The sequence below is a fragment of the Actibacterium sp. genome (genome assembly GCF_041584535.1).
Taxonomy (GTDB): domain Bacteria; phylum Pseudomonadota; class Alphaproteobacteria; order Rhodobacterales; family Rhodobacteraceae; genus Actibacterium_D.
Map to the genome: position 1 here is coordinate 1 of NZ_JBFHDW010000255.1, position 3,830 is coordinate 3,830.

Annotated in this window: 2 protein-coding genes and 1 pseudogene; 2 read left to right on the forward strand and 1 reads right to left on the reverse strand. The window is 62.8% G+C overall.

Translation table 11 applies throughout. The annotated features are described in order from the left end of the window. Positions 1-62: 62 nt before the first annotated feature. Entirely contained in the window at positions 63-1,211 is a 1,149-nt protein-coding gene (locus tag ABYW26_RS11755; RefSeq protein WP_372605075.1) for a hypothetical protein, read from the reverse strand. 138 nt (positions 1,212-1,349) lie between these two features. Here ABYW26_RS11755 and argS point away from each other — a divergent pair, with 138 nt between their 5' ends. Both argS and ABYW26_RS11765 read left to right on the forward strand, forming a co-directional pair. Next, a complete protein-coding gene (gene argS, locus ABYW26_RS11760) occupies positions 1,350-3,095 on the forward strand; it encodes an arginine--tRNA ligase (RefSeq protein ID WP_372605077.1) in 1,746 nt (581 codons plus the stop codon). Between the two features lie 88 nt (positions 3,096-3,183). Next, positions 3,184-3,830, forward strand: a pseudogene (locus ABYW26_RS11765) (SPOR domain-containing protein); the annotation flags it as partial.

Genomic DNA, 3,830 nt, shown 5'->3' on the forward strand with positions numbered 1-3,830 from the left:
GATCTGCGCGCCCCGCCCGACAGTATTCTGTTCACGATGGTGCCGCCTGAAACCGGATCGGCCTAGATCCGGCCTCGCGGCATGACGCTGGCCCGCAGACGCTGGCGATAGGCCACAACCGCATCCTTGATCGGCCCCGGCGGCATGTGAAACTCGTTATCCATCACCCAGCTCATGGCGCGAATGGTGCGCACCTGTGTCGGTGGCAGTTTGAGCTTTGCCAGATGCCCGATCAGGTCGGGGTTCTCGGCAAAAAGATGCGGCAACTCAAGCCCCTGCGTCAGCAGGTTCAGCCGGGTGCGGGTGCATTTTTCGCATTTGCCACAGTTCAGTCCATGAGCATTGGTGCTGAAACAGATCGACAGGCCTGCCAACAAATCGCGCGGATCACGGGCCAAGGCCGCGACCTTTTGCGAGCGGAACACCGTGTTGCCGCCGTGATGCAACGGAAATTGCGGGGTGCTCAGCGCGGTGGCGGTGGGGCCGTTATTGCTCCACGGGTGATAGGCCATCTCGGTTGCGGGCACCATGTCGGCCGAGATCAGGCAATGGGCGAAGGCCGACTGGTGAAAGGTCATGCACATCGACATGAACGGCAGGTGCAGCATGTTCCACTCGATCCCGCAGCGGCGCAGGTCGGTTTCCATGGTGAACAGCTCGAAATCCATCAGCGCGGCGAAATCGCGGGCGCGGGCATTGAGGATCTGAAAGCGCGGATCGGCCGCATCGGGATAATCGGCCCCGGCGATCAGAACCCCGTGGGTCAGCGACAGTTCATCCTGCAAGGTCAGCGCCGAAAAGCTGGAATCCACCCCGCCTGAATAACAGAAAATCCCGTCTGTGGCGTCGCGCGGCGGCAGATCGACGATGTTGGTGCAGGTCAGGGTGATCGGATAGATCTTGCGCGGCACCCATAGGGTCATCAGGAAAATCAGCCGCTGCATCGCCTCGACCGTCTGACGGGACATCGGCAAATCGGTGCGCAGGTTGATATTATGCGACAGGCCGATGCAGACCGCGCCGATCAGCGCGAAATCAAAGGTCGGGTGCTGCAAGGTGCCGGGATAATCGCTGCGCAGGAAAAACCCATGCGGGCCGACCTGAACATGCGCGGTCTGGCCATCGAAATGCGCGGTGATCTCGGCCGCGCTTGGGGATGGCACGGGGCGGAAGATTTCTGCGATATGCTGACCCAGATGACGGAGACTCATTCGCGGATGCCCGTTCTATGCTAAAGACCTGCTGGTTGTTGCCGCACCGCCCGGTCTTGGCAAGCAAAAAACCAGCGCCCTCATTGACCCCGCCGCGCCGCGTGGTAAACCCCGGCTGATGGACAGGATGGCCCGAACATGAACCTTTTTACCGATCTGCGCACGCTTGTGACCGAATGCCTGAACGCCTTGGTGGCCGAAGGCTCCCTTCCCGCAGGGCTGGATTATGGCAATGTGGCGGTCGAGCCGCCGCGCGATGCCCTGCATGGCGACATGGCGACCAATGCGGCGATGGTTCTGGCCAAACCTGCCGGGATGAAACCCCGCGACATCGCCGAGGCCCTTGCCGCCAAGCTGACCGCCGATCCGCGCGTCGCCAGCGCCGAAGTGGCCGGCCCCGGTTTCCTGAACCTGCGCCTGAACGCGCCGGTCTGGCAGAGTCTGGTAAAAACCGTGCTGACCGCCGGCACCGCTTTCGGGCGCTCGGACATGGGCGCGAACAAGCGGGTGAACGTGGAATATGTCTCGGCCAACCCCACGGGGCCGCTGCATGTCGGCCATACCCGTGGCGCGGTGTTCGGCGATGCGCTGGCCAGCCTGCTGGCCTATGCCGGTCATGACGTGACCCGCGAATATTACATCAACGACGGCGGCGCGCAGGTCGATGTTCTGGCGCGCTCGGTCTACCTGCGCTATCTCGAAGCCTTGGGCGAGGTCGTCGAATTCGCCGAAGGCACCTATCCTGGCGAATACCTGATCGACGTTGGTCAGGCGCTGGCGAACGAGGTTGGCAATGTCTGGGTCGATCAGCCCGAGGCGGTCTGGCTGGAAGAAATCCGCGATTATTCCACCGATGCGATGATGGACCTGATCCGCGCCGATCTGAAGGCGCTGAACGTCGAGATGGACCATTTCTTTAGCGAGAAATCGCTTTATGGCACCGGCCTGATCGAAGCCGCCATTGCTGAACTGGACGCCAAGGGCCTGATCTATCGTGGCGTGCTTGAGCCGCCCAAGGGCAAGCTGCCCGAAGATTGGGAGCCGCGCGAACAGACGCTGTTCCGCTCGACCGAACATGGCGATGACGTTGACCGCCCGATCAAGAAATCCGATGGCGCCTGGACCTATTTCGCCCCGGATATCGCCTATCACTATGACAAGGTGAAACGCGGCTATGACGCGCTGATCGACGTGTTTGGCGCCGACCACGGTGGCTATGTCAAACGGATGAAAGCGGCGGTCTCGGCGCTGTCCGATGGCACGGTGCCGCTGGATATCAAGCTGACGCAACTGGTGCGCCTCTTTAAGAATGGCGAGCCGTTCAAGATGTCGAAACGCGCCGGTAATTTCGTCACCCTGCGCGATGTGGTCGATCAGGTCGGCCCCGATGTCACCCGGTTCGTGATGCTGACCCGCAAAAACGACGCGCCGCTGGATTTCGATTTCGACAAGGTGCTTGAGCAATCCAAGGACAACCCGGTGTTCTATGTGCAATATGCGCATGCCCGCGTGTGCTCGGTTCTGCGCAAGGCGGCCGAGGCCGGGATCACCACCGATGACGCCACGCTGGCCGCCGCCGATCTGGGCAAGCTGGCGCATGAGGCCGAATTGGGCGTCGCCAAAAAGCTGGCCGAATGGCCGCGTCTGGTCGAAATAGCCGCCCGCACGAATGAACCGCACCGCATCGCCTTTTACCTCTATGAACTGGCGGGCGATCTGCATGGCCTGTGGAACCGCGGCAATGACGACTCCAGCCTGCGCTTCCTGCACGAGGGCGATGCGGCCACATCTCAGGCGAAAATCGCGCTGGCACGGGCCGTTGCCGTTGTTATTTCTGCCGGTCTTGGTATTCTTGGCGTGACCCCGGCCGAAGAAATGCGCTGAGCAACAAGCGTTAATCGTCCGGGCAAGGCAGGCAAGAGACACTCCGACAGCACCGATTCCGGGGCTGTAAGGATGCGATGAGGCGGCAATGACGGGCATTGATTACGATGAATTTCACGGGCAAACCGCCCCTCCTGCGACCGGAGGCGTGCAAACGCTGATGACCTGGGCCGGGGCGCTGACCTCGGTCGCGCTGGTGGCCGGGTTGGGGATCTGGGGCTATCAACTGACAATGCGCGATGTGTCCGGCGTGCCGGTTGTGCGGGCGCTGGAAGGTCCGATGCGTGTCGCCCCCGATGATCCGGGCGGACGTCAGGCCGATCATCAGGGTCTTGCCGTGAACCGCGTCACCGCCGAAGGCGAAGCCGCGCCGCCCGCTGACCGGCTGATGCTGGCGCCGCGCCCGGTCGATCTGACCGACGAAGACGCCCCGCGCGCCAGCCTGAAACCGGCGCCGCGCACCGTGGTGGTCGAGGCTTCAATCCCGGCGGATGACAGTTTGATCGAGCCGAAAGACCCGGTCGCACTTGCACTGGCCCGTGCCGAAAAGCTCAGCCGCAGCGCCGCGCCGATCGAACTGATCCCCGAGGATGATGAAATCACCGCCCCGCCGGCGCTAAGCCTGACCGGCGACACCGCGCCTGACGACACCACCACCGCCGTCTCAGGCGTGACCTATTCGATCCGCCCGCGCGCGCGCCCTGAATGCGACCTTGCCGCGCTGGCCGCGATCGC